At 66.4% G+C, this 21,263-nt stretch carries 22 protein-coding genes and 1 tRNA gene; 10 read left to right on the top strand and 13 right to left on the bottom strand.

Translation table 11 applies throughout. The features are described from left to right. Positions 1-10 precede the first annotated feature (10 nt). Positions 11-736 (bottom strand): MJ0042-type zinc finger domain-containing protein, encoded by a 726-nt coding sequence (locus AC3ANX_RS01300; protein ID WP_488335249.1) that lies wholly within the window; start codon positions 734-736, stop codon positions 11-13. Between the two features lie 171 nt (positions 737-907). On the opposite strand from AC3ANX_RS01300, the gene ftsE reads away from it, so the two are divergent. The 4 genes from ftsE (at position 908) to AC3ANX_RS01280 (ending at position 3,840) form a co-directional block, all read left to right on the top strand. Then, positions 908-1,615 (top strand): cell division ATP-binding protein FtsE, encoded by a 708-nt coding sequence (ftsE, locus tag AC3ANX_RS01295; RefSeq protein ID WP_488336856.1) that lies wholly within the window; start codon positions 908-910, stop codon positions 1,613-1,615. Beyond that, positions 1,612-2,505, top strand: a complete 894-nt coding sequence (locus tag AC3ANX_RS01290; protein WP_488335248.1) for a cell division protein FtsX — start codon at positions 1,612-1,614, stop codon at positions 2,503-2,505. The genes ftsE and AC3ANX_RS01290 overlap by 4 nt, the downstream gene beginning before the upstream one ends. A gap of 112 nt (positions 2,506-2,617) precedes the next feature. After that, positions 2,618-3,154, top strand: a complete 537-nt coding sequence (locus AC3ANX_RS01285; RefSeq protein ID WP_488335247.1) for a YdcF family protein — start codon at positions 2,618-2,620, stop codon at positions 3,152-3,154. After that, positions 3,151-3,840 (top strand): lysophospholipid acyltransferase family protein, encoded by a 690-nt coding sequence (locus tag AC3ANX_RS01280; protein WP_488335246.1) that lies wholly within the window; start codon positions 3,151-3,153, stop codon positions 3,838-3,840. Before AC3ANX_RS01285 ends, AC3ANX_RS01280 begins: the two co-directional genes overlap by 4 nt. Positions 3,841-3,859: 19 nt before the next feature. On the opposite strand, the gene AC3ANX_RS01275 is transcribed toward AC3ANX_RS01280, so the two are convergent. From AC3ANX_RS01275 to AC3ANX_RS01265, 3 genes are all read right to left on the bottom strand, one after another. After that, positions 3,860-4,438, bottom strand: a complete 579-nt coding sequence (locus AC3ANX_RS01275; RefSeq protein ID WP_488335245.1) for a hypothetical protein — start codon at positions 4,436-4,438, stop codon at positions 3,860-3,862. A gap of 112 nt (positions 4,439-4,550) precedes the next feature. Next, entirely contained in the window at positions 4,551-5,243 is a 693-nt protein-coding gene (locus tag AC3ANX_RS01270; protein ID WP_488335244.1) for an RlmE family RNA methyltransferase, read from the bottom strand. Positions 5,244-5,253: 10 nt separating this feature from the next. Beyond that, a complete protein-coding gene (locus AC3ANX_RS01265) occupies positions 5,254-6,270 on the bottom strand; it encodes a Ppx/GppA phosphatase family protein (protein WP_488335243.1) in 1,017 nt (338 codons plus the stop codon). Positions 6,271-6,449: 179 nt separating this feature from the next. Here AC3ANX_RS01265 and AC3ANX_RS01260 point away from each other — a divergent pair. After that, a tRNA-Gln gene (locus tag AC3ANX_RS01260) sits at positions 6,450-6,523 on the top strand. Positions 6,524-6,625: 102 nt separating this feature from the next. Here AC3ANX_RS01260 and AC3ANX_RS01255 read toward each other — a convergent pair. Continuing rightward, positions 6,626-7,486, bottom strand: a complete 861-nt coding sequence (locus tag AC3ANX_RS01255) for a metallophosphoesterase family protein (protein ID WP_488335242.1) — start codon at positions 7,484-7,486, stop codon at positions 6,626-6,628. Positions 7,487-7,556: 70 nt separating this feature from the next. Here AC3ANX_RS01255 and AC3ANX_RS01250 point away from each other — a divergent pair, with 70 nt between their 5' ends. The 4 genes from AC3ANX_RS01250 (at position 7,557) to AC3ANX_RS01235 (ending at position 10,806) form a co-directional block, all read left to right on the top strand. Continuing rightward, complete coding sequence (locus AC3ANX_RS01250) at positions 7,557-8,450, top strand: diacylglycerol/lipid kinase family protein (RefSeq protein ID WP_488335241.1); 894 nt, start codon at positions 7,557-7,559, stop codon at positions 8,448-8,450. 77 nt (positions 8,451-8,527) lie between these two features. Further along, positions 8,528-8,953 carry an HIRAN domain-containing protein gene (locus AC3ANX_RS01245; RefSeq protein WP_488335240.1) on the top strand — a complete coding sequence of 142 codons (426 nt, stop codon included), beginning with the start codon at positions 8,528-8,530 and terminating at the stop codon, positions 8,951-8,953. A gap of 148 nt (positions 8,954-9,101) precedes the next feature. Continuing rightward, on the top strand, positions 9,102-10,250 hold the full coding sequence (locus AC3ANX_RS01240; RefSeq protein ID WP_488335239.1) for a zinc-dependent alcohol dehydrogenase: 1,149 nt from the start codon (positions 9,102-9,104) through the stop codon (positions 10,248-10,250). Further along, positions 10,243-10,806: a hypothetical protein gene (locus tag AC3ANX_RS01235; RefSeq protein ID WP_488335238.1), complete on the top strand. Its 564-nt coding sequence runs from the start codon at positions 10,243-10,245 to the stop codon at positions 10,804-10,806. The genes AC3ANX_RS01240 and AC3ANX_RS01235 overlap by 8 nt, the downstream gene beginning before the upstream one ends. A 147-nt stretch (positions 10,807-10,953) precedes the next feature. On the opposite strand, the gene AC3ANX_RS01230 is transcribed toward AC3ANX_RS01235, so the two are convergent. The 6 genes from AC3ANX_RS01230 to AC3ANX_RS01205 all read right to left on the bottom strand — a co-directional run bounded on the left by AC3ANX_RS01230 (position 10,954) and on the right by AC3ANX_RS01205 (position 17,185). Next, on the bottom strand, positions 10,954-11,271 hold the full coding sequence (locus tag AC3ANX_RS01230; protein ID WP_488335237.1) for a hypothetical protein: 318 nt from the start codon (positions 11,269-11,271) through the stop codon (positions 10,954-10,956). A 191-nt stretch (positions 11,272-11,462) separates the two neighbouring features. Continuing rightward, on the bottom strand, positions 11,463-12,185 hold the full coding sequence (locus tag AC3ANX_RS01225) for a PP2C family protein-serine/threonine phosphatase (RefSeq protein ID WP_488335236.1): 723 nt from the start codon (positions 12,183-12,185) through the stop codon (positions 11,463-11,465). After that, complete coding sequence (locus AC3ANX_RS01220) at positions 12,182-13,171, bottom strand: type VI secretion system-associated FHA domain protein (RefSeq protein WP_488335235.1); 990 nt, start codon at positions 13,169-13,171, stop codon at positions 12,182-12,184. The genes AC3ANX_RS01225 and AC3ANX_RS01220 overlap by 4 nt, the downstream gene beginning before the upstream one ends. Positions 13,172-13,188: 17 nt before the next feature. After that, positions 13,189-14,847, bottom strand: a complete 1,659-nt coding sequence (locus AC3ANX_RS01215; protein ID WP_488335234.1) for a protein kinase domain-containing protein — start codon at positions 14,845-14,847, stop codon at positions 13,189-13,191. Beyond that, positions 14,844-15,470, bottom strand: coding sequence for a LysM peptidoglycan-binding domain-containing protein (locus tag AC3ANX_RS01210; RefSeq protein ID WP_488335233.1), 627 nt, complete (start codon positions 15,468-15,470; stop codon positions 14,844-14,846). Before AC3ANX_RS01210 ends, AC3ANX_RS01215 begins: the two co-directional genes overlap by 4 nt. Before the next feature lie 107 nt (positions 15,471-15,577). Next, the gene (locus AC3ANX_RS01205; protein ID WP_488335232.1) at positions 15,578-17,185 is read right to left on the bottom strand and encodes an EAL domain-containing protein; all 1,608 of its coding nucleotides are present in this window, start codon (positions 17,183-17,185) and stop codon (positions 15,578-15,580) included. A 305-nt stretch (positions 17,186-17,490) separates the two neighbouring features. On the opposite strand from AC3ANX_RS01205, the gene AC3ANX_RS01200 reads away from it, so the two are divergent. After that, positions 17,491-18,171, top strand: coding sequence for a hypothetical protein (locus tag AC3ANX_RS01200; protein WP_488335231.1), 681 nt, complete (start codon positions 17,491-17,493; stop codon positions 18,169-18,171). Between the two features lie 62 nt (positions 18,172-18,233). Here AC3ANX_RS01200 and thrS read toward each other — a convergent pair whose 3' ends face one another. Beyond that, a complete protein-coding gene (gene thrS, locus AC3ANX_RS01195) occupies positions 18,234-20,234 on the bottom strand; it encodes a threonine--tRNA ligase (RefSeq protein ID WP_488335230.1) in 2,001 nt (666 codons plus the stop codon). Between the two features lie 169 nt (positions 20,235-20,403). Then, positions 20,404-21,222 carry an LD-carboxypeptidase gene (locus AC3ANX_RS01190; RefSeq protein WP_488335229.1) on the bottom strand — a complete coding sequence of 273 codons (819 nt, stop codon included), beginning with the start codon at positions 21,220-21,222 and terminating at the stop codon, positions 20,404-20,406. Positions 21,223-21,263: the final 41 nt, after the last annotated feature.

Below are 21,263 nucleotides of genomic sequence, written 5' to 3'. Positions count from 1 at the left end.
AAACAAACGCTCAATCCCGTCCGTCGCCCGAGAAGCTCAGCACCAGCTTCTTGGCGTTGACCGGCACGTCGAGCTTGGCGCTGTTGAAGGCGACCTGCCCATGCGGCGCGAGCATCATCGCGTCGGGGCGGATCGTCCAGCTATAGACAAGGCGGCCACGCTCGTCGCGCAGCTCGGCGCGAATGTCGGGCACCTGCTGGCGCGTGTCGGTGGGGTTGAGCACGTTGCCGCTGATCGCAAAAATCTCGCTGCCATTGTCGAGATCGTGATGGTCGATCGGCTTGCTGACGATCTTGAGCGGCGTCTCGGTCGGCCCGATCGGCAGGCCGAGCTGCGCGGCGAGCCCCGGCGCGCCCGAATAGAGCACGGCGGCCGCGGCGATCAGCATCACCAGCCCCGCCGCGATCGCCGCCAGCGTCCAGCGTTTGGCAGGGTTGCGGCGCGGCTTGAATGGCGGGCGATGCGCAAAGGCGTCGTAATCGGCGGCGCGGTAGCTGTCGTCCTCATAGACGCGCGGCTGCGGCGGTTCAGCACTTACGACCGGCTCGGCTGGCTCGGCGTCCGGCTCGGGCGCCGGCGCGACGGGTTCCGGCGCGGCAACCTCCGCCTCGGGTTCGACGCCGGGCTGGAACCAGCTATGCCGGCAGTTCGCGCAGCGCACCGTGCGCCCGTCGACGCCGATCGCGGTGTCGGGGACGAGATACCGTGTGCGGCATTCGGGGCATTCGAGGATCATGACGGTTACGCAGTCTCAAGGCAGCGGGCCACCCGCAGCCTCGCCCCGAATCTAAGCATCGCTGCGGCGCGGTGGCAAGTCTTTCGAGTCGCGCGGCTTGATGGATCGCGTGCGATCGTGCGATGGCGTGGCTGGGGCATGACTGAGGAAGCGAGCGGCACGCGCCGATCCATGGCGAATATCGTCCAGTTCGAGAATGTGGGCTTGCGCTACGGCGGGGGCGCCGAGACGCTGTCCGACGTGAGTTTCACGCTGTCGACCGGCGCGTTCTACTTCCTCACCGGTGCGAGCGGTGCGGGCAAGACCTCGCTGCTCAAATTGCTCTACCTCGCGCAGCGGCCGACGCGCGGCGCGATTCGCATGTTCGGCGAGGATGCGGTGACATTGCCGCGCGCGCGCATCCCCGGTTTCCGCCGCCGCATCGGCGTGGTGTTCCAGGACTTCCGGCTGGTGCCGCATCTGTCCGCCTACGACAACATCGCCCTCCCCTTGCGCGTCTCCGGCGTGGCGGAGAGCGATATCGATGCGCCGGTGCGCGAGATGCTGGCATGGGTCGGGCTCGACCAGCGCATCGAGGCCAAGCCGCCGACGCTGTCGGGTGGCGAGCAGCAGCGCGTCGCGATCGCGCGCGCGGTGATCGGGCGGCCCGAGATCCTCGTCGCGGACGAGCCGACCGGCAACGTCGATCCCGACATGGCCGAGCGGCTGCTCCATCTGTTCGATTCGCTCAACCGGCTCGGCACCACCGTCGTGGTGGCGACGCACGATTTCCACCTGCTCGGGCGCATCCCCGATGCGCGGATGATGCGGCTCGACAAGGGGCGGCTGCTCGATCCGACCGGCTCGCTGCGTTTCCCGCCGCCGGACGAGACGGCATGAAGATCGGCTTCGTCACCGCCGCCGCCGATCGCCGGCTGCTGGACGAGCGGCGCGGCACGCGCGCGATGATGTGGATCATGGCGATCATGCTGTTCCTGACGGCACTTGCCGCCGCGCTCGGGCTGGCGACGCTCGCCGCGACGACCCTGCTCGACCGGCAGTTGGTGGGGCGGCTGACCGTGCAGATCGTCGAACCCTCCGCACCGGCGCGCATTGCACAAACGCAGGCGGCGCTCGCCACCCTGCGTGCCATGCCGGGCGTGCGCGACGCCGCCGAAGTCGATCGCGACCGGCTCGCGCGGCTGCTGCGGCCGTGGCTGGGCGCGGATGGTGCCGATCCCGACCTGCCGATCCCCGCGATGATCGACGTCGATCTCGCCTCGGGCAACGATGCCGCGATGGCGGCGGTGCAGGCGGCGGTGGCGCGTGTCGCCCCATCCGCGCGGGTCGACCGGCACGAGAGCTGGATGTCGCCGGTCAGCAGCTTCATGCGGCTGGTGACGTGGCTCACCGCCGGGCTGGTCGCGCTGATCGCGGGGGCGACCGCCGCCGTCGTGATCCTGGCGGCGCGCGCCAGCCTGGAGACGCACCGCGACACGATCGAGGTGCTCCACATGCTCGGCTCGACCGACGTGCAGCTCGCGCGGCTGTTCCAGCGCCGCATCGCGCTCGACACGCTGATCGGCGGGGCAGCGGGCACGGTACTGGCGGCGATCGTGACGGCGGCGATGGGCGCGCGGCTGGCGGCACTCGGCTCGGACCTGCTCGACGGGCTCACGCTCGGCCAGCGCGACTGGGCGCTGCTGGCGATGCTGCCGTTCGCCTTCGCGCTGCTCGCCACCGTCGCCGCGCGCTTCGCGGTGATGCACGCGCTTAGCAAGATTTTGTGATGGGACGTATCTCCCTCCCCCTGCTCGTCGCTCCAGCGCACGCTGGAGCCTTTTGCGGCAAGCGCGCGCGCTATCACCGGGAGACCCCAGCTTTCGCTGGGGTGACGGGACGATGATCCGCAAGCTCGCCGCGTCGCTTGCGCTGCTGTGGGGCGGTGGCTTCGGCGTGTTCCTCGTGACGATGCCGGGGCCGCTCGACGATCGCCGGACCGATGCGATCGTGGTGCCGACCGGGGCTGCGGGGCGGATCGATCGCGGGCTCGCGCTGCTCCAGCGCCACGCGGCGCAGCGCATGCTGGTGTCGGGCGTCGCGCCCGAGGTGCGGCCGGGTGAGCTGGCGCATCAATATCACGTCTCGCCTGCGCTGATGGCGTGTTGCGTCGATCTCGGCCATGAGGCGGTCGACACCCGCTCGAACGCGGAGGAGACCGCGGGCTGGCTGCGCGAACATGGCTATCACACGGTGCGGCTCGTCACCTCTAACTGGCACCTGCCGCGCGCGCGGCTCGAACTGGTCAACGCCACCGGCGACGACATCACCGTGCTGGGCGACGGCGTGGCGAGCAAGCCGCGCTTCGTCACGCTGCTGGGCGAATACAACAAGCTGATCGTGCGCCGCATCGCGCTGCTGCTGGGGATCGGAGCGTGATCGTGCTGCGCAACCTGGCCTTCATGGCGATCTTCTACGGCGGTTCGGTGCCGTTCGTGCTGCTTTCGCCGGTGGCCGCGCTGTTCGGCAGGCGTGCGCTGCTCGGCTATGCGCGCGCGTGGATCGGCTTCCATGCGTGGGCGGCGCGCGTGTTGCTCGGCATCGTGACGCGGGTCGAGGGCGATCCGCAGCTCGCCACCCCCGCGCTCTACGCCGCCAAGCACCAGTCGATGTACGAGACGCTCGAACTGAGCCGCCTGCTCAACCGGCCGACGATCGTGATGAAGCAGGAACTCGCCGCGATCCCGATCTGGGGTTGGGCGGCGCGGCGCTACGGCGTGATCGTGGTCGACCGGGAGGCATCGGCGGGCGCGCTCAGGCGGATGCTCCACGACGCCAGAATCGCGCTCGATGCGGGCCGCTCGATCGTGATCTTTCCGGAAGGGACGCGCGTCGCGCCCGGTGAAGCGCCGCCGCTCAAGGCCGGGTTCGCGGGGCTGTACCAGATGCTCAAGCTGCCGGTGGTGCCGGTCGCGCTCGACAGCGGGCGGGTGTGGCCGCGCAAGGGCTGGAAACGGCCCGGCGTGGTGACGATCCGCTTCGGCGAGGCGGTGCCGCCGGGGTTGCCGCGCAAACAGGCCGAGGCGCTGGTGCATGCCGCGATGAACGTGCTGGAGCGGGACTGAGCAGAGCGACGCCCGCCGGTCAGTGCACTTCCTGCTTGGTCTGCTTGTGGAGGTTGGGACCGAGCAGATCGCGATCGGTCTTCGACCATGCCAGACCGGGGCTACGCGGCAGATTTTCCTGGTAGAAGCCGCCCGGGTCGCCGGTGAAGCCGGGTTGGTTGTGCAGCGCGCCGTCCGCCATGTTCAGCTTGTTGTGCATCGCCTCATGGACGATCATGTTGGCGAGCAGCGCGGGCTGGTCGCAATACGGAGCGTTCCAATAGACCTCCGAAAGGTTGCCGCTTGGTCCGATATAGGTGCGGCCCGCGATGTTGGGGTCGGTCTCGACGGGATAGCGTTTGTATTTCGTCAGGATACTCTGGTTCCGCGACGCGACGACGTGGACGACGACGTCCTGCGCGTTGATGTTGGTCGGTGCAGTTTTGACGATGGAGACGCTGCCCATCTTGATGCTGCACGTCGGCAACGTGCAGATCTCGCCGTAGAGTTTCTCGACCCGCGCCTTCACCGCGTCGGGATCGTCGATCTCGCTGGTGCCGGTGAGCAGCGAACGGATGATGACATGAAAAGCGTCGGGGTCGGTGTTCCAGCTTGCCATCGCGGCGCGGCTCCCATTCCGGTTGGTCTTGGGCTTGCCTCCAGAGCGCGACGTTATACTTCGTGGAAACTATGACGGTGTAGCCGAAACCGCGGCGGTTGACTACCCCGGTTCAGTCGTCCGCCGCGTCTTCCTGCTTGGCGGCGCGCCCCTTGAACCCCTGCGCCACCACATACCATTCCGACGATGCCTTGCGGCTCGCCGGTGGCTTGGCATGCTTCACGGTGGCGAAGTTGCGCTTCAGTTCCGCCACCAGTGCCGAATCGGCGCCGCCCGCGAACACCTTGCCGACGAAGCCGCCGCCGGGCTCGAGCACATCGACCGCGAAGGCGACCGCCGCCTCGACCAGCGCCATCGTGCGCAGCGCATCGGTCTGCGGATGGCCGACGGTGTTCGCCGCCATGTCGGACAGCACAAGGTCGGGCGCGCCGCCGAGCTCTGCGATCAGCCGGTCGGGCGCGGCATCGTCCATGAAGTCCATCTGGAGCAGCACCACGCCGTCGATCGGGTCGACCGGCAGCAGATCGATGCCGACCACCGCCGCCTTGGGCACCTGCCGCCGCACCACCTGCGCCCAGCCGCCCGGCGCGACGCCGAGATCGACCACCCGCCGCGTGCCTTTCAGGAACCCGAACCGCTCGTCGAGTTCGATCAGCTTGAACGCGGCGCGGCTGCGATAGCCCTCGGCCTTGGCGCGCTTCACATACGGATCGTTGAGCTGGCGTTCGAGCCAGCGCGTCGATTGCGGGGTGCGCTTGCGCGCGGTTTTCACGCGGGTGCGCAGGCCACCGCCATCTCTGCTCATCGGTTGAGGCTCAAAACACAGGTCCATTCATCAGGCGGCGGAGAATGCCCTCGCGGATACCGCGATCGGCCACGCCGAGCCGTTCCGCCGGCCACAGGTCGAGAATCGTCTCGAGGATCGCGCAGCCCGCCACCACCAGATCGGCGCGCTCGTTGCCGATGCACGGCAAGGTTGCGCGCTCGGCGAGGCTCATCCGCGACAGATCGCTGCTGATCTTGCGCATCGAGGCGGCGGGCACGATCAATCCGTCGATTGCGGCGCGGTCGTAATGCGAGAGTTGCAGGTGGACGCTGGCGAGCGTCGTCACCGTGCCGCTGGTGCCGAGCAGGCGTGGCCGCTCGACGCGCGGCAGGCGACTGGCGAACCCGGCGAAGCTCTCCGTCACCGCCGCGCGCATGCGGGCGTAGGCGGCGGCGCGCCCGTCGGCGCCCTCGCCGTGGCCAAGGCTCTCGGTCAGCGAGACGACGCCCCACGGCGCGCTATGCCAATCGAGCACCTTCGGGTTCGCCCCGCGCGTATCGACCAGCACCAGTTCGGTCGAGCCGCCGCCGATATCGAAGATCAGCGCCGGCCCTTCGCCGGGCTCGATCAGCGCATGGCAGCCGAGCACCGCCAGCCGCGCCTCCTCCTCGGCGGAGATCACGTCGAGGTGGATGCCGGTCTCGGCATAAGCGCGCGCGATGAAATCGGCGCCGTTGGCGGCGCGCCGGCACGCCTCGGTGGCGACCGCGCGCGACAAGGCGACATTGCGGCGCTTGAGCTTGTCCGAACAGATCTTCAGCGCCGCGACCGTGCGCTCGATCGCCGCATCGCTGAGCCGCCCCGACGAGGCGAGACCTTCGCCCAGCCGCACGATCCGCGAGAACGCATCGACCACCGCGAAGCCGCTGCCCTGCGGCCGAACGATCAGCAGCCGACAATTGTTGGTGCCAAGGTCGAGCGCGGCGAAGTGCCGCGCTTCGGGCCACCGCGCATGCGCCTCCTTGGGGGCCGGACGGGCGGGAGGGACATCCCGCCGATGCGGCATTCCGGGCGACTGATCCCCCATGCCGTCAACTCACTCTCTTACCATCTGCCGTCGCGACGTGCCGGAATGGCCCGCGCCCGGTGCTTGGGGCTTACGCTAACCCAGCCGCGCCGATGCGGCAAGCGGATCACGCACCGGTTGACAGCGCCGCGCGCGCCATCTAGGGGACCAGCCCGCGTTGCCCCGTCGTCTAAAGGTAAGACTACGGACTCTGACTCCGTTAATTGAGGTTCGAATCCTCACGGGGCATCCAGCGGCTTGCACTCAGGTGCTTCAGGTCAGCGTGAGAAAGCTTCCGCGTTCCGGACGCCGCTTTCCCGGCGTGTTCCCATCGGCGACGCAGGAATAGTGTGGTTCAGCGCGCGAATTGCGTGTCGCCGCTCGTGGCGCCATCATCGGCGGACCAGCCGGCACTGGTAAGCTGAAATTCGACATGACTCGCGCGGTGGAACGCCTCACCGTCCCAAGCGACCACCTGAAGGTCGACGAAATTGCTGCGCTCGACCTTCAGCCAGTTGAAGCTCTGCGGCTCGTCGTTGCGCAGCCGCGTAGAGGTGGCGGTGCCGGCCTGTACGATCAGCGCGCGCCCGGCATGTTCGACCATCTTCGCCGCCGCCTCGGCATAGGTGCGGTGGAAATGGCCAGCCAGTGCGATGTGCACGCCCGCTTCGCAAGCCGACCAGACCGCATCGTCATGCCGGCCGATCGCTTCGCTCAGCTCGCCGCCAGCGCCGATCGGCATCGCGAACAGAGGATGGTGTGTAACGAGAATGCGCGTTTTGCTCGGCGCGACGCCTGCGAAACATCGGCGCAGCCGATCGAGCTGGGCATGGTTCAACCGCCCGTCCTTGAAGGTGAGCGAGCGCGCAGTGTTGAGGCCGAGCACCGCCACCGCGTCATCCTCGAACCACGGGCACAGATCTTCGGCGACGTAGCGTTTGTATCGAGTGAGCGGCGCGGCGAACCGGCGCACCACATCATACAACGGTATGTCGTGATTGCCCGGCACCACCAGCAACCTATGCCCGGCCGCGCGCAGGCGTTCGAGATACGCCGCGGCCTCGCGGAACTGCGCAACACGGGCACGCTGTGTGAAGTCACCGCTGATGATGACCAGATCGGGACGATGCGTGTCGAGCCAGGCCTCGGTCGCAGCGACGATCCTCGGGTCGTTCGCGCCAAAGTGGATATCGGACAGGTGAGCGATTCGCGTCATGCGGGACTAACGGGTCACATCATGGCCGGTTGCCACTGCACCCAAATTCACGGTCGGACGTTCCCGATACATGATCACATCTTCCCTGCCGCGCGAGGCGGCGCTCATCGTCAACGCACATTCACGACGGGGCAAGGATCTGTTCGCCGAGGCGAAGCGCAAGCTGGAGGATGCCGGCATCACATTGCGCGTGGCGCATGCGGTCGAAGATCCGACGACACTTGCGACCTTCGTCAGGCAGGCGGTGAGGGACGGCGCGCCGATGGTGATCGTCGGTGGCGGTGACGGCTCGCTGTCCGGCACGATCGACGAGCTCGTCGGGCGAGACTGCGTGTTCGCCGTCCTCCCGCTCGGCACGGCCAACAGCTTTGCGCGCACGCTGGGGTTGCCGCTCGATCTCGACGGGGCAATCGCGGCGATCGCAGGTGGCGCGCGTCGGCGCGTGGATCTCGGCAAAGTCAACGGCGACTATTTCGTGAATGGCGCGTCGATCGGCCTGCCCGCGATGATCGGAGAAACGGTCCCGCACGCGCTGAAGCGCTATCTCGGGCGCGCCGGTTACCTGCTGTGGGCGCTGCGCTGTTCGATCCGGTTCCGCGCATTCCGGTTGCAGATCGACGACGGCAAGACGCAAAGAAACATGTGGTCGACGGAGGTACGCATCCTCAACGGTCGCTATCATGGTGGCGTCGAACTGTCCGACAGCGCCCATCTCCAGAGCGGCGAGATTGTGATCCAAGCGGTGGTGGGCCGGGGCCGCACGCGGCTGGCCGCCGACTGGTACGCGAAGTTCTTCCACCTGAGGAACCGCCACGCCCACACGCAGGAGTTTCGTGGCAGCGAATTCCGCATCACTACGACGCCGCGCCTGAAGGTGTCGATCGATGGCGAGGTTCTGACCGAAACACCGGTCGTCGCGAAGATCGCGGCGAAGTCGGTGGAGGTCGCGGTGCCGGCGGCCTGAAACGATCCTCAGGGAACGGATCGGGCCATCCCAGCTTGATCCTGACGCAAACCGCCGCCGCCGGCTGAATCATCCTCATGCAAGACCTGACCCTCGCCGTCGTCGGCATCGACTTCCCTAACGCGAACGGCAGCAACCGCCGGTCCGAGGCGATGATGACTGCGCCGGGCGCGCCGGTGCAGCTGGTGCCGGAACCCAGGAACAAGCACGACGCGAACGCCATTGCCGTGTTCAGTCCGCAGGGCGTGCAGATCGGCTACGTCAACGCCGAGCGCGCGCCGTACGTCGGGTTGCGGATCCGTCGGGGTGAGGACGTGGCGGCGATCTTCCAGGGCATCGACGGCGGGTCGGCGTTCATCCGCGTGCGGTTTGGCGGCGGCGTACCGACGCTGCCGCCGGCATCCGGCCAGCCGTCAGCGCCATCTCGGGCGCTGCGGGGAGCCGAACCGTTCGACCCGGATGGTTTCCAGCCGGACGAGGAGGGCCCGGAGTGGGGTGCCTGATGAATGGAGTGCGAAGCCCCGCCCTCCATTCATCCGACATGTATCCATCGGGAGCGCCCCTGCCGTACGCCCAAGAACGTCTTGATCTATGTAAGTCATTGGAACAAGAATATTTCACCACCGTTCGCGTCGTAACGGAGGATGATTTATGCTGGCGATGGATTACCGTGGGCCGTACAGAGTACGTCTTTCCGAAAAGCCGGATCCGCGTATTCTTCATCCACGCGATGCCATTGTACGCGTAACGCGCTCATGCATTTGCGGGTCCGATCTGCATCTATATCACGGCATGGTGCCGGACACGCGCGTAGGCACCACCTTCGGTCATGAGTTCTGCGGTATCGTCGAGCAGGTGGGACCAGAGGTGGAGAATCTCAAGCCGGGCGATCACGTGCTCGTGCCGTTCAACATCGCGTGCGGCCAATGCCATTTCTGCAAGCAGGGGCTGTTCGGCAATTGCCATGAGTCCAACGCGCAGGCGACGGCGGTCGGCGGCATCTTCGGCTATTCGCATACGGCGGGCGGCTACGACGGCGGCCAGGCCGAGTATGTGCGCGTACCCTATGCCGATGTCGGGCCAACGGTAATCCCCGACTGGATGGACCCGGACGATGCGGTGCTGCTCACCGATGTGGTGCCGACCGGCTATCAGGCGGCCGAGATGGCGGGGATCCAGCGGGGCGACACGGTCGTGATCTTCGGTGCCGGCCCCATCGGCATCATGGCGGCCCGTTGCGCCTGGCTGTTTGGTGCCGGCCGCGTGATCGTGTTCGATCATCTCGATTACCGGCTGGAGTTCGCGCGGAGCTACGGGCCAGCCGAAGTCTATAATTTCAAGGAGGTGGACGACGTGGTGGTCTTCCTCAAGAAGACCACCGACGGTCTGGGCGCGGATGTCGCGATCGACGCGGTCGGCGGTGATGCCAAGGGCAACTTCCTGCACACGCTGTTCGGCACCAAGCTGAAGCTCGAGGCCGGATCGGCAATCCCCCTGCACTGGGCCATCAACTCGGTGAAGAAAGGCGGTATCGTGTCGGTGGTCGGCGTGTACGGGCCGACGGGCAACATGGTGCCGATGGGCAACGTCGTGAACAAGGGCATCACGATCCGGGCCAATCAAGCCTCGGTCAAGCGGCTGCTGCCCCGCCTGATCGAACATGTGCGCAACGGCCATATCAACCCCAAGGCGCTCATCACGCACAAAGTGCCGCTCGCCGACGTCGCGGATGCCTATCACATTTTCGCCGCCAAATTGGACAACTGCATCAAGCCCGTATTGGTGCCGAACAATGGATGAGCAGGAGCGGACCATGGCCCTTCCCGTCAAGACCGACAGCATCCGCAAGACGGAGAGCCCCCGGCTCGTCGATCCGTCGACCATAACCGGCTGGGGCGTCGATGCGGATCCGAGGAATGATCCGACCTACCCGATCCGCGATCAGTCGCAGGACCACGGGTTGACGCGCAACTGGGATCGGCCGCCGGTGCAACCGGCCACCGTGGAAATCCTGCAATCGATCGAGCATGTCCGCCAGCCGGCCGTGATCGGCACCTCGGTTCCACCGAGTGGGGTCAGCGGCGTGATGCGACGCATCGCCTTCCGCTGGAGCGAATCGCATTGGCTGCACTGGCTGCTGCTGCTTGGCGCAGACCGGGTGAACGTGGTCGAGGGCGTGGTCGAGGATCTGTCGAAGGCGCAGGTGCCAAACATCCCAGCGGAAATGGGTTTCCGCTCGGAATTGGCGTTCAACAAGACGAGTCTTGCCCGGAAGGCCGCCGCCATCGGCGCGGTTTCCGTGCTCGCCGCCGTACTTCTACGCCAGAGAACGCACTTGAAGGATCGGCAGGATTGAAGCCAACCCATGTTGAACGGATCCGGTCCAGTCGGGCACGGCCTCCAGCCGAACGAGGATGGGCCTGAACGGGTGCTCGGCATGTGAGCTTGCGCGGACATGCCGACACCTAGTCAGGAGAGCAGGCAAGCCGTGAAGGGCACCCGTTCAAAGTGGCATCTGCTCGTCGTCGTAAGAGGGTCCGGTATCGGATCGCGACACTTCGCTCGCCGCCTCGCTCCCTTTCGCGAAGTCGCGGACGAGTGCTTCCCCTATCATGGCGCGCCAGACATCATTCGCCACCTCGACATGGTTCGCCGGGTCATCCCCGGGGACAACCTCCGCACCCGCCTCGGCCATGCCCTTGCCCGGCTCTCGCATTGCCTTGAGCAGCTCGATCGCAGCGGCACGCGCCCCCTCAGGTCCGGGCGCAGCCCCATCCGTTTTCAGCAGGTCGGCAAGGGCGGCAGCTAAGCGCTCGATCATCGTATCATCCATTCGGACCAGCTACCACGCAGGCGATGGAGGCGCCAGATCGTGCGGAAGCCTCAAGCCCCGAGCGTCGAACGACTGGCCGCCGGCCCCGATGGCTTTGACGCGCTCTCCATCCAGTCCGTTACGAGCGCGAGGCGATCTGCTGCGATCGCGCCGCCGCTTAGGCTGCTAGCCGCGCTTCGTTAACGCGCTTCGACGCAGACGAACGCGATGTTGTCGCTGCCGTCGCGCTCGAGCGCGTGGCGCAGCAACGTATCCGCGAACGCATCAAGGTCTTGATCCGCTGCCCTGGTATCGAGAGAGCGCGACAGGCCATCGGAGCAAAGTAGAAGGCGGTCACCGATCACCAGATCCAGAGTTGCCGTGGATATATCGACCGTATCAGACACTCCGAGAGCACGCGTCACGACATTGGCGGAAGGATGTCGAGCGGCGGCGGCGGCGGTGATCAAGCCGGCGTCGACCAACTCCTGCACGACGCTGTGATCGTGGGAAACTTGTGTGAACTCATGGTTCCGGATCAAATACGCGCGGCTGTCGCCTACCCATGCGATCGTCGCGCGTGTCCCGGTGATATGAAGCGCGACGATCGTCGATCCAGCGTCAGTCCCCCGAGCCGAGTTGCGCGCGACGATAGCGGCATTGCCGGTTTCTATGGCAGCGAGCATACCCGCCGGGTCGATCTCTCCGGACGCCCTCACCAGATCGCGAAGACTGTCGACCACCATCTGCGCGGCGACGTCGCCGCCGCTATGTCCACCCATTCCGTCGGCGATCGCCCAGAGCATATGGTCCGGACAATCGAAAACGCGGTCCTCGTTGATAAGCCGGACACGCCCGACGTGCGACCGCGAAACCGACTGCACCGTCAAGGGCTCGCGTTCATGCACCTGCCAGAGACTCACTTGGACTGGTTCTCTGCGGCATCGTAGGCGGCGACAAAGGCCCGTTCGAGCACGCCGCCGCCGGTGTCGAGCTGCTCGGTCAAGTCCGCGTGCCGCCGGGCGACTTCCTCGCTCTGGCACGCCGCCCGGCTCTTCAGGATCGAGCCCCGTCCTTCGAGCGCGCTATCGAGGGCTTTCGGGTCGAAGCTGTCGATCGCGGCGCGCAGAGATCCATGCAGGCCCGCGAACGTGGCGATCAGATGGCGTTTCACGTCGCGAAACGATGCTTGCAGCGCCTCCGGGCCCGACAGAAAGCTGCCCGACCCCGCCAACAACAGGTCGATGGCGAGACGCTGCGTCGGCGCCCATTTGAACGGGTTATTGCCTGTTCCGCCGATCGTGGTGCGGGACAATTTATATTGGCCGCGGGCGCGATCGCGCTCGCTCATCAAATCCCCGATGCCCAGAACCATCTGGCGATACGAAGCACCCGCCCGCCGCATGATCTCGGCCGGATCCTCGCTCGACAGCAGAGAGGCGTCGAGACCCGCGCCTTCGCAGAACGCCTCCAGCAGCGAGCCGGTGCCGCCCGCCGTCGGCGTTTCCCCGTCGCTCCAGCTGTCCGGGACTGCGATCGAATCGCCGAGTGGCGGTGTCAGCACGATCGTCCTTGCCGAGTCGAGGCGGTCCTCGGCATGTGGAGCGTGGCTCGCCTTCATGCGGAACCGACCGAAACGGATCGTCGCGGGAACCGGCACACAGACGTCGGTCGCTTCGGCAAAGCGCTCACCGGTCGCATCGTCGAACACGCCGTTGGCACCCAGCGCCCGCAAAAACAGCCCGTCAGCCAGCACGGCGAATTCGCAATGCGCGCGTGAGAGTTCGCAGTCGGGATCGGCGATCGTCCAATCCGCCGCGCGATCGCGACCTATTCTGATCACGCCCTCGCGAAGCAGACGGGCATCGAGTGGCTGAAGCTCGTCAGCGACGTCGAACAGTTGAAGCATGTACATCGCGAACGCCCTTATGCAGCCAGCCTGGATGACGAGGCGACCCGCGTAGCGAGCACGATCCCCTCGCCATCGTCCTCGCGGCTGAGCCGAGGCTCCACGGCTGCGGCCGCGCGATTGAAGGCATCGAACGTCGCGCCGAACTCGTCGCCGCGCCGATGCGAGATCCGCATCGCGAATGCAGCATCGCAGGCTTGGTCGAGCGCGCGGCGCAGTTGCGCCAACGGTCGCGCGACAAGCGCACCGCTGAGATAGCCGACGAGGCCTACCGCAAGCATGACCACAAGCGACAGGAGAAGCAGCGACGTGCGCGCACCAGCGATCGCCGCGTCGAGGCCGTCGCGGCGCACCACGAGATCGACCGTCCCGAAGCGTGATCCGGAATAGGTGATCGGGTGGACGAAGCGTAACCCTGCCCCTCTTCCGCTGTCCGCGGCGGCGCTGACGGCGGATGCGCCTTCGGATGGCATCACCACTTCGCCGGCCACGGAATGATAGCGACGGCCGATAAGGCTCGGATCGCCGGCGGCGCGGATCACATTGTGCGTATCGGCGACGATCAAATCGCGAATGGCGGGATCCCGGGCAGCCGTGGTGGCGAACGCCTGAAGTGCCGACCAATCCTGCTGACTGTCGGGAAGGCCGGCATTCTCCGCCGCCAGCACCGCCGCGTTGTTTGTGACGAACGCCGTGATCGAGCCGCCTGATGTCCTCGCCATATGTTCCAGCGTGTCGGTCTCGCGAGACAGCGTGGACGTAACGCAAACCGCCAGGGCGGCCGCCGTCACCGCCGACAGGACGAGGGGCAGCTTGATCCGGAACGACAGGCCGCGTCGCGCGCTGCGCGCCTCGACATGCATCGCAAGCTCGCGCTCCAGCGCGCGTTCGAGTGCGCCGCCGTCGGCAAACCGCTGGTCAGGCTTTTTGGCCAGGAGTTTGTCGATGATGAAGCTGAGGCCGGGCGGGCAGTCGGCGGTCGAACGGTCGATCGGCTCGACCTTTTCCTGCGCGATCTGGATCGCAAGCGTGGCGAGCGCCGTTCCCGGGAAAGCGACCTTGCCCGTGATCATCTCATAGAGGACCACCCCCAGCGAAAACAGGTCCGAGCGATGATCGACCGGCAGGCCTAGCGCCTGTTCAGGGCTCATATAGCGCGGCGTACCGATCATCTGCCCCACTTGGGTGCGCGCGAGCTGATCGACGTCACCAATCCTGGCGACCCCGAAATCGAGAAGCTTGGCGGTCCTGCCATCGGCGGAGAGCAGGATGTTCGAGGGTTTGACGTCACGGTGCACGACACCGGCGCGGTGCGCATAGTCCAGCGCGCTCGCCAGTTGGCGACCGATCGCGAGTACGCGTTCGTAGGGCATCCGGCCATGCTGAAGCAGCGCGGTGTCGAGCGGCTGACCATCGATCAGCTCCATCGCGATGTACGCCACGCCATCGCTCTCGCCGACATCGAAGATCGTCGCGATGTTGGCGTGGCTGAGAGCACCCGCGGCACGCGCCTCGCGCAGAAACCGCTGTCCGATCTCCGGGCTTCGCGCGTAATCGGGTTTCAGGACCTTGATGGCGACCGGTCGATTGATTTCGGGATCGTGCGCACGATAGACTTCCGCCATCGCGCCTTCGCCGAGGCAGGAATCGATGATGTAGCGGCCAAGCGAACTCATTTTCGCGCCCTCACGGTTGCCGCGATCCGTTCCGCACGCGAAAGATCGTGCGCGATCAGCGGATTGGCGGGATCAAGTGCAGCAGCCCGGCGCAGTAACCCGACTGCCCGCTGGACGGCGCCCTGGTTGAGCGCGGCCAGTCCGGCGGTTCGCGCAGCGCGGGCTGCGGCGGGGTTGGCGACGGGTTTTGCGGGGGCGGCGGGCGCGGGCTTTGCGGCGGACCTCGGCTTTGCCGGCTTCGGGCTCGGGGCTGCTTGCACTGGGGCGGGACGGCGGGCCGGCTCCGCCTTGGGAAGGTCTCCCGGTATGCGCACGATTTCACCTTCGGTAAGCACGAAGGGCGCTTTCAGGCCATTGTATCGACCGAGCTGATACGCTTTGAGTCGGTTCCCAAGAAAGCGTTGCGCCAGCCCGACGATCGTATCGCCCGTCCGGACGGTGTAGGGATAACTATCCGGTCCAAGCAGTTGCTTTGGATCCTGTTCGATCGAATCCTTGAGCAGATGCGCGGAAGCGTTGGCCGGTTCACGCTTGAGCAACGCGCCGAGCTGCTTGCGCGCGGCCGCTTCCTTGCCCTGTTCGAGAAGATCGGCGATCGCCTCGACCTCGTTGGCAGTCGTCATGGTCGGGGCAGGAGGCGCGGCGCCTGGATGCGGTGCCCTTCCGGAACAGGCCGAGAGCGACACGGCACATGCTGCCACGATCGTCCACCCCGTCTGATTACGCGACGTCATGCACTGAGCCTCTCACCGGAATTGTGTTCGCCGCCACTGAGTGACAGCAGCCTGTTCAGACCGCGCGTGTCGCGGACGAAAGCCGCGAAACGGTCGGCGTCGAGCGGCCGACTGAAGTAATAGCCTTGGAAATGATGGCAGCCGTGCCGTCTCAACCAGGCATATTCGGCCTGCCGTTCCACGCCTTCGGCGAGCACGCGTATGCCGAGGCCGCGCGCCAGAGCGATGATGCTCTGGCAAATCGCCTGGCTGTCGATGCGGGTATCGACATCGGTGACGAACTCCCGATCGATCTTGATCTTGTCGAAGCGCAGCGTTCGCAGCGAACTGAACCCCGAGAAGCCGGTGCCGAAATCGTCCACGGCAAGCTTGACGCCCAATTCGCGCAACTGCCCGAAAACACGCCGGCAGTGGTCATTATTGTTGGTGGCGACGCTTTCCGTCAGCTCGATTTCCAGACAGCCGGCCGTAAGGCCGTGCCGCTGCAAGGTCCGTTGCACCAGCACCGGCAAGTCGTCGTTATCGAGTTGAGCGCCCGATACGTTCACCGCCATGCGCAGGTCGTTGAAACCGCGTTCACGCCACTGGCCAGCCTCCCGAACGGCCGCATTCATCACCCATGCGCCGATCTCGCCCGCAAGCCCGAGTGTTTCCATGAGCGGTACGAACCGCGCCGGTGACACGAAGCCGCGTTCCGGGTGCCGCCACCTCAAAAGCGCCTCGGCACCGCACACGCGCCCGGCGCCGGCATCCACCAGCGGCTGGAACTCCAGGGAGAATTCCCGACGCGCGATCGCTTGCCGCAACTCCTGTTCGAGGTCGTAACGATCGCGTGCGAATTCGACCGGATCGACCATGACGGTGCTTTGCGCGGCAAACTGCTCCGGAAGCGCCAGCAGCGCCAAGGTGCGGACCAGGAAGATCGACGCGCTCGCCTCGGTCGCTCGATCATACGTGCCAAGTCGCAGCTTCAACTGCGGCTCGACATCCCGATCACCATCGGGAATTGTATCCGTCAGCGCGTAACACATCGCTTCGAGTTCCGTCCTCGCGGCATCTTCAGCCGTTCCCGAGCCGAACCATATAGCGAACTGGTTACGGTCGACCTGCGCCAGAAAGCGAGTGGCGGGCACCATCTTGGCCAGACGAGCGGCAAGCACCGCGCAGATACGCTCGCCTTTCGCCGGATCGAACGCCGCCACCCTTTCGAAATCCATGAACGCGACGACGCCGAGGACGCCGCTCGCATCGGCATCGATCCGGGTCAGCAGCGCCTCGCGCAACGGCAGGCCGCTTACCGGGTGCGTCACGTTCAGGCGATGGTTGACGGACGCCAGTTGATCCTCGAGGTCGGTGATGTCGTCTTCGAGCGAGAACGTCGCCAGCGGGCTTTTCGACGTGGATGAAGAAAGGCGTTCCGCCGCCGCGGCGATCGTCCGATGCAGGCGCAAGTTCATCAAGGCGCAGAGGACGACCGTCGCGACGAGAACGCCTGTCGCGACCGACATGCTGTTTCGCGCCAGCCCCGCGCACGCCAGGCCAACGATCGGCGCCAGCACATCGTAGCGAGTCGCCCGGGCAAGTCTTGAGGGATGTTTCAGCACGCTTCCCGCGTACAAGCCAAAGGATACGAGCAGGTTAAGACCCGCGGAGCGACCCCGCGCCTGCCGTGTGCCGGCGCGGGCGGCGTGGCATCACGGTCGTTGCAGGGCCGGACGTGTCGCACGCACGCAAGCTCCCGCCACAGGTCCGGCACAGCGCGATATGTTGACGAAAGCCTGCGCGCCGGCTCGGGGCGACTGCGTTAAGTACATCTCCGAAATCGCGAATCGTCGTCAACGCGCATAGTGAATGCGTACTTGCTTACCGTCGCTCGCCTCGATGCAGCGACAAGCCGGACGGGGGTCTCATGAAGTCGGTGTTTTGGGCTGCGGCACTCGCGGCCGTGTCGTTGCTTGCCCAGCCTGCCGCCGCCAAGGACGAACCCGCGCCGAAGCCCGGCCGGTTCAGCCTGGGCGTGACTGGGGGTACGCTTGGTGTCGGGCCGGAACTCGGCTACCGGGTCAATCAAACGATCGGCGTGCGCGCCAACGCGACGTTCCTGTCGTTCAGCCACAGCGTCAAGTCGAACGACGTGCGCTACGACGGCACCGCCAATCTCAAGTCGGGCGGCGCCTCGATCGACGTCTATCCGTTCGGCGGCGGCTTCCGCCTGTCGGGGGGCGCACGCGCCAACGGCAATTCGGGCCGGCTCCACGCCACGCCGATGAGCAACACCCGCATCGGCGGGGTCGAATTCACGCCTGCGCAGATCGGCACGATCACTGGCGACGTCGAGACCAAGAATTTCGCGCCGCAAGTCACGCTCGGCTATGGCGGAACGCTGCGGCGCGGCCTTACCGTCACCGCCGAGGCGGGCGCGCTGTTCCAGGGCGCGCTGCAATTGCGCGACTATCGGGCGAACGGCGGGCTCGCCAACAATGCGCTGTTCATCGCGCAGCTCGAGAAGGAGCGGCTGCGCGTCCAGAACACGCTCGACAAGTACCGCGTCTATCCGATCGTGCAGATCGGCCTCAAATACCGGCTCTGATCGTTACCCGACGGCACGCGAAGCCGGTCGAACCGCGAGGGGTTCGGCCGGCTTCGTTGCGTTCAGCGCAGGTCGGGCGGGGTCGCCTCCGCGACCAGCCGCGCGATCACCGTGTCGAGCGTCAGCACCTCCTGCTTGGCGCCCTCGCCGAGCGGACGCAGCGCGACGGTGCCCTCCTCCGCCTCGCGCTTGCCGACCACCAGCAGGTTAGGCACCTTGGCAAGGCTGTGCTCGCGCACCTTGTAGTTGATCTTCTCGTTGCGCAGATCCGTCTCGACGCGCAGCCCCGCCGCCTTGAGCTTGCGCGCGACTTCGGCGGCATAGCCGTCCGCGTCCGACACGATCGTCGCCACCACCGCCTGCACCGGCGCCAGCCACAGCGGAAAACGGCCGGCGTGATGCTCGATCAGGATGCCGAGGAACCGCTCGAACGTGCCGAGGATCGCGCGGTGCAGCATCACCGGGCGGTGCCGCTCGCCATCGTCGCCGACATAGGACGCATCGAGCCGCTCGGGCAGCACGCGGTCGGACTGGATGGTGCCGACCTGCCACGTCCGCCCGATCGCGTCGGTGAGGTGGAATTCGAGCTTGGGCGCGTAGAAGGCACCCTCGCCCGGCAGCTCCTCGAAGCGGTCCTTGATGGCGTTGCTTAAGTTCGATTGCAGCACCGCCTCACGCAGTTCCGCCTCGGCCTTGTCCCACATCGCATCGTCGCCGAAACGCTTGTCGGGGCGTAGCGCCAGCTTGACCGCATAATCCTCGAAGCCGAGATCCTTGTACACGCTGTCGAGCAGCTCGCAGAAATCGCGTACCTCGCCGATCAACTGATCCTCGCGCACGAAGATATGCGCGTCGTCCTGCGTGAACTGGCGCACGCGCATGATGCCGTGGAGCGCGCCGTGCGGCTCGTTGCGGTGGCAGCAGCCGAATTCGGCCATGCGGATCGGCAGGTCGCGATAGGATTTGATGCCCTGGCGGAAGATCAGCACGTGCGCCGGGCAGTTCATCGGCTTCAGCGCCATCAGATCGGCCTTGCCCGACAGGATCGGGCCTTCCTCCTCGGCGTTGGGGATCTCGTCGGGCACCACGAACATGTTCTCGCGGTACTTGCCCCAATGGCCGGACTGCTCCCATTGGCGCGCGTCCATCAACTGCGGCGTCTTGACCTCGGCATAGCCCGCCGCGTCGAGCCGGCGGCGCATATACGCCTCCAGCGCGCGCCACAGCACGAAGCCCTTGGGGTGCCAGAACACCGAGCCCTGCGCTTCGGACTGGAGGTGGAACAGGTCCATGTCCGCGCCGATGCGGCGGTGGTCGCGCTTGGCGGCTTCCTCCAGCCGGGTGAGATGCTCGTTCAACTGCTTCTTGTTGAGCCAGCCGGTGCCGTAGATGCGGCTGAGCATCGCGTTGTTCTGGTCGCCGCGCCAATATGCGCCCGATACGCGCGTCAGCTTGAAAGCGTCGGGATCGAGCTTGCCGGTCGAGGCGAGGTGCGGCCCGCGGCACATGTCGAGCCAGTCCTCGCCCGACCAATAGACCGTCAGCGGCTCGTCACCGGGCAGTTCGGCGGCCCATTCGGCCTTGAACGTCTCGCCCTGCTGCTTCCAGCGCGAGATCAGCGTCTGGCGGTCCCACACCTCGCGCTTCAAGGGCTTGTCGGCGCGGATGATCGCGCGCATCGCCTCCTCGATCGCGGGCAGGTCCTCCTCGGTGAACGGGCGATCTTTCGGCGCGAAATCGTAATAGAAGCCGTCGTCGGTCGACGGGCCGAAAGTGATCTGCGTCCCCGGGAACAACTGCTGCACCGCCTCGGCAAGGATGTGCGCATAATCGTGGCGCGCGAATTCGAGCGCGTCGGCCTCGTCGCGCGTCGTCACCAGCGCGAGCTGCGAATCGTGTTCGAACGGGCGCGTGATGTCGCGCAATTCGCCATCGACGCGCGCGCCGATCGCCGCCTTGGCGAGCCCCGGCCCGATCGCGGCGGCGATGTCCGCCGGGGTAGTCCCCGGGGCTACCTCGCGGACGGAACCGTCGGGCAGCGTGATTCGGAACATTTCGGACATCGTGACGACTTCACCATAGAGTTGAATTGCACCCGCTTATGCGGGCGCGGCCTATATAAGCAAGCGCGGGCGCGCCGCCACACCCGTCGCCCCGGCGAAGGCCGGGGCCGTTGCGTGTCGGGGCGACCGGCTCGCCAAGTCATATGCCGGCCTCCGCCGGGGCGACGGGTCAGGCGATTCCGAACGGCACCACCTTGTTCTGCGCGTCGTGCGCGATGTCGGCGCGGCCGAGATAGGGCACGCCCATCTCGCCGCACCAGCGCACGATCATCTGTTCGGGGGTCTCGCCGAACTCGGGGGTGTTCGCCACCACCTCGGTGATGCGGCCGAGCCGGATGCCGGCGATCCCCTTCAACTGCGTGGCGTGCGCCATCTGCGAGAGCATGCGGTCGATCCGGTAGAGCGGTTCGGACACTTCCTCGATCATCAGCACGTGGTCGGTCAGGTCGGGCAGCCAGTGCGTGCCGATCAGCGCACTGAGGATCGACAGGTTGAACGCCGCCGCCGGTCGTCCGTCGAGGCTCGGCTCCAGTCCAGCGCGGTCGCCACGCACCAGCCACGCCAGCGAGCGCATCACGTCATGCGCCTGATCGCCCTGTCGGCTGACCTCGGACGGCATCGGTCCGTGCGCAGGCCGCCCGATCCGCCGCGCATAGAGCGCGCCGAGCAGGAACCCCATGTCCGAATAGCCGAGATAGTGTTTGTGCGCCGCCGCTGGCCCGAGCTGCGGCATGACAGTGTGGAGGATGCGGTTGGAGCCATAGCCGCCGCGCGCGAACCAGATCGCATCGAATGCGGCATCATTGGCGAATTCGAGGAAGGCGGCGGCGCGCATCGCATCGCTGCCGGCGAAATGGCCGTCTTCCATGAAGCATTGCGGGTGGACGACGATCTCGACCTCCGGAAAGGCGAGCGCGGACAGCGCCTTGATGCGCGGCTCCACCACCGGATCGATCGGGCGCGCCGGCGCGCAGATGGCGATTTTCATTCTGAGCTCACCCTTCGTTCGCCCCGAGCGAAGTCGAGGGG

Source organism: Sphingomonas sp. BRN-1R (assembly GCF_057748035.1).
This window is presented reverse-complemented; position numbering and strand designations above follow the sequence as displayed.

Coding starts and splice junctions, on each gene's coding strand:
- AC3ANX_RS01265 (WP_488335243.1), bottom strand. CDS start 6,270: ATGCCGCATCGGCGGGATGTCCCTCCCGCCCGTCCGGCCCCCAAGGAG.
- AC3ANX_RS01285 (WP_488335247.1), top strand. CDS start 2,618: ATGATCCGCAAGCTCGCCGCGTCGCTTGCGCTGCTGTGGGGCGGTGGC.
- AC3ANX_RS01200 (WP_488335231.1), top strand. CDS start 17,491: ATGAAGTCGGTGTTTTGGGCTGCGGCACTCGCGGCCGTGTCGTTGCTT.
- AC3ANX_RS01235 (WP_488335238.1), top strand. CDS start 10,243: ATGGATGAGCAGGAGCGGACCATGGCCCTTCCCGTCAAGACCGACAGC.
- AC3ANX_RS01270 (WP_488335244.1), bottom strand. CDS start 5,243: ATGAGCAGAGATGGCGGTGGCCTGCGCACCCGCGTGAAAACCGCGCGC.
- AC3ANX_RS01215 (WP_488335234.1), bottom strand. CDS start 14,847: ATGAGTTCGCTTGGCCGCTACATCATCGATTCCTGCCTCGGCGAAGGC.
- AC3ANX_RS01190 (WP_488335229.1), bottom strand. CDS start 21,222: ATGAAAATCGCCATCTGCGCGCCGGCGCGCCCGATCGATCCGGTGGTG.
- AC3ANX_RS01220 (WP_488335235.1), bottom strand. CDS start 13,171: ATGCTTCAACTGTTCGACGTCGCTGACGAGCTTCAGCCACTCGATGCC.
- AC3ANX_RS01245 (WP_488335240.1), top strand. CDS start 8,528: ATGCAAGACCTGACCCTCGCCGTCGTCGGCATCGACTTCCCTAACGCG.
- AC3ANX_RS01300 (WP_488335249.1), bottom strand. CDS start 736: ATGATCCTCGAATGCCCCGAATGCCGCACACGGTATCTCGTCCCCGAC.
- AC3ANX_RS01255 (WP_488335242.1), bottom strand. CDS start 7,486: ATGACGCGAATCGCTCACCTGTCCGATATCCACTTTGGCGCGAACGAC.
- AC3ANX_RS01290 (WP_488335248.1), top strand. CDS start 1,612: ATGAAGATCGGCTTCGTCACCGCCGCCGCCGATCGCCGGCTGCTGGAC.
- thrS (WP_488335230.1), bottom strand. CDS start 20,234: ATGTCCGAAATGTTCCGAATCACGCTGCCCGACGGTTCCGTCCGCGAG.
- AC3ANX_RS01230 (WP_488335237.1), bottom strand. CDS start 11,271: ATGATCGAGCGCTTAGCTGCCGCCCTTGCCGACCTGCTGAAAACGGAT.
- ftsE (WP_488336856.1), top strand. CDS start 908: ATGGCGAATATCGTCCAGTTCGAGAATGTGGGCTTGCGCTACGGCGGG.
- AC3ANX_RS01250 (WP_488335241.1), top strand. CDS start 7,557: ATGATCACATCTTCCCTGCCGCGCGAGGCGGCGCTCATCGTCAACGCA.
- AC3ANX_RS01240 (WP_488335239.1), top strand. CDS start 9,102: ATGCTGGCGATGGATTACCGTGGGCCGTACAGAGTACGTCTTTCCGAA.
- AC3ANX_RS01275 (WP_488335245.1), bottom strand. CDS start 4,438: ATGGCAAGCTGGAACACCGACCCCGACGCTTTTCATGTCATCATCCGT.
- AC3ANX_RS01210 (WP_488335233.1), bottom strand. CDS start 15,470: ATGACGACTGCCAACGAGGTCGAGGCGATCGCCGATCTTCTCGAACAG.